Origin of the sequence: Catenibacterium sp. (genome assembly GCF_052354645.1) — a bacterium.
GTDB lineage: Bacteria > Bacillota_I > Bacilli_A > Erysipelotrichales > Coprobacillaceae > Catenibacterium > Catenibacterium mitsuoka_A.
In genome coordinates this window covers 1-2606 of the sequence record NZ_DAWDDM010000278.1, presented here as the reverse complement: position 1 = coordinate 2606, position 2606 = coordinate 1, and the positions used below count along the sequence as shown (strand labels likewise).

At 34.1% G+C, this 2606-nt stretch carries 3 protein-coding genes; all 3 read right to left on the bottom strand.

The window, feature by feature from the left end; all coding sequences use genetic code 11:
- Positions 1-240 precede the first annotated feature (240 nt).
- Positions 241-666: a MarR family winged helix-turn-helix transcriptional regulator gene (locus ACT8VG_RS09920; protein ID WP_444195767.1), complete on the bottom strand. Its 426-nt coding sequence runs from the start codon at positions 664-666 to the stop codon at positions 241-243.
- Position 667: 1 nt separating this feature from the next.
- On the bottom strand, positions 668-2032 hold the full coding sequence (locus ACT8VG_RS09915) for a citrate/2-methylcitrate synthase (RefSeq protein ID WP_444195766.1): 1365 nt from the start codon (positions 2030-2032) through the stop codon (positions 668-670).
- A gap of 248 nt (positions 2033-2280) precedes the next feature.
- On the bottom strand, positions 2281-2606 hold a 326-nt coding region (locus ACT8VG_RS09910), incomplete at its 5' end, for a phospholipase D-like domain-containing protein (RefSeq protein ID WP_444195765.1).

Genomic DNA, 2606 nt, shown 5'->3' with positions numbered 1-2606 from the left:
TCCAGATATGCACTTCTCATGTCCATATTAAAGGAACCGATTACAGACAGATCATGCTTTTTCATTGTATATCACCTGATTCCTTTTCATTTCATACTTATACAATACAAAGTCAATCTCAATTTAACCTCAACAAAATTTATTTTTCATAAAAAAATATGACAGGCTTCTTTTTAAAGAAACAGTCATATTTTTATTCTAATATATGAAGGAGCTTTTCTTACTCCGTTGTATTAATCACTATTTTATTTCTTCCATAAGCTGTCGGATTTTTCTCAATGTACACCGTGTAACTGCCAGGTCATCTTCTTGTATATTCGATATGATTTTTTCATAAGCTTCTATCATTTTTTCTTTCTGACAATTACTTAATTCAATTGCCTTGTTCGTCAAAACAAGGTACGTTCTTTCTTTTTTCTCATCTAATTTCCAGATAATATATCCTTTATTTTCAAGACTTTTTACCATCTTAGATGTTTCTGGAATCGATAATTTCATGTATTCTGCCACTTCTGAAAGATATACTCCTTCATGACAGTCTGATTTTTCAACACATTCCTTTATACTATAAAGGAACAAATAATCTGATCTTTCGACAAATTCAAAAATGCTTTCAACATTGATGCTCTTTAAAAAAAACTCCTCTGCACTGGTTCCTGCTCCCATATTATCGTTCCTCTCTTTCTATATATTCTTTTTTGCTGACTAGACTCTTATATGCCGGGCGAATGATCTTATCTGTAGTTATCAATTCTTCCAGGCGATGTGCACTCCAACCAGCAATTCTTGCTATCGCAAATAATGGCGTGTACAATTCTCTTGGAATATTCAACATATCATACACAAAACCACTATAGAAATCTATATTAGGACTTACTCCTTTGAATATCTGACGCTGCTTTGCAATCAACTTAGGTGCAATCTTCTCAATATTGTTATAAAGGGTCATATCTTTCTCACGTCCTTTATCCCTTGCGAGTTGTTCTACAAAGCCTTTGAACACCATTTCTCTCGGATCGGAAATAGAATATACAGCATGTCCCATTCCATAAATAAGTCCTTTCTGATCAAACGCCTCTTTCTTCAAAATCTTACTCAGATATGATGCAATTTCCTCTTCGTCTTCATAATCTTTCACATGACTTTTAATATCATCCATCATATTCATTACCATCAGATTTGCACCGCCATGTTTTTTTCCTTTTAAGGATGACATTGCTGCTGAAATAACAGAATAAGTATCTGAACCTGAAGATGTTACTACCCGTGTAGTGAATGTAGAATTGTTACCACCACCATGTTCCATATGTAACAATAATGCTATATCCAGTACTCTTGCTTCCAGTTCTGTGAATTTTGTATCTGGTCTTAATAGGCGCAGGAAATTTTCAGCAATAGATAAATCTTTTTCAGGTCTATGAATATACATACTTTCGTTTTTTTCATAATGACAATAAGCATGGTATGCATATACTGCTAACATAGGAAATACTGCGATCAACTGCATACTCTGCCTTAGCACATTCGGAATTTCAAGACTTTCTTTCTCCTTATCGTAAGAGCCCAATGTAAGAATACTTCGAGTCATAGAACCCATAATATCTGATGTAGGTGCTTTCATAATGACATCTCTGGTAAAGTTAGTCGGTAGTTCCATACAATCAGATAGTCTTCCCTGAAATTCCATTAACTGTGTATCAGTTGGCAATTCTCCGAATAAAAGAAGATATGCTCCTTCTTCAAAGACAAACCTTTTTCCTTTACTTCCTGTTACTAAATCTTTTATATTATAACCACGATAAGATAACTCGCCATCACATGGACTCTTTACTCCATCACGATATTCAAAAGCTTTTATATCAGAAATATTTGTAAGCCCCGTCAACACACCTTGGCCTTTTTCATCTCGTAAGCCTCTTTTTACACCATACTCTGAATATAGATTCTTACTAATGCTATCATTTTGTTCACAAAAAATTGCTTGCTGTTTCATATAATTTTCCAAATTGCTCATTTGAATCGCTCCTTTCATTCTGTTACGAACTTACATACTATACTCAGATATTCTTGTTTCCAGAGCATTCAGCATTGTCTGTTCTTATTCTTATTCATTAGCAATACAATACAATGGAAAACTCAATTTAACCTCAACAAGGTTTGTTTTTTCATCCATGCAAAATCTTCTTTGTACAACAGACTGTTAGATATAGCAAAAACGGCCTTTCAAAAACAGTTAACTTCTAAATCAACTGTTTTTTGAAAGGTCGTTTCATCAGATTCTTATAGCAATCCAGCAAATAATCTCATAAATAATTGTCCCAGTCGCAAATATGCACTTCGTCCGGTTTGATATTGGTCTGTCACATCACGACATTCTCCCATCGTTCTTATCAGATCATTTTTTATTTCCACAACTGCCTGACAATCTGCCATAAAACAGCCGTTTTCAAAATGGTGATATAAACTTCGATAATCCAGATTAATTGTTCCACAAGTTGCCATACAGTCATCTGCCACACTCATTTTTGCATGACAGAAACCAGGAGTCCACTCATAAACACGAACACCATGTTTAACTAATCCATGATAAAAAGAACGAGTTATAT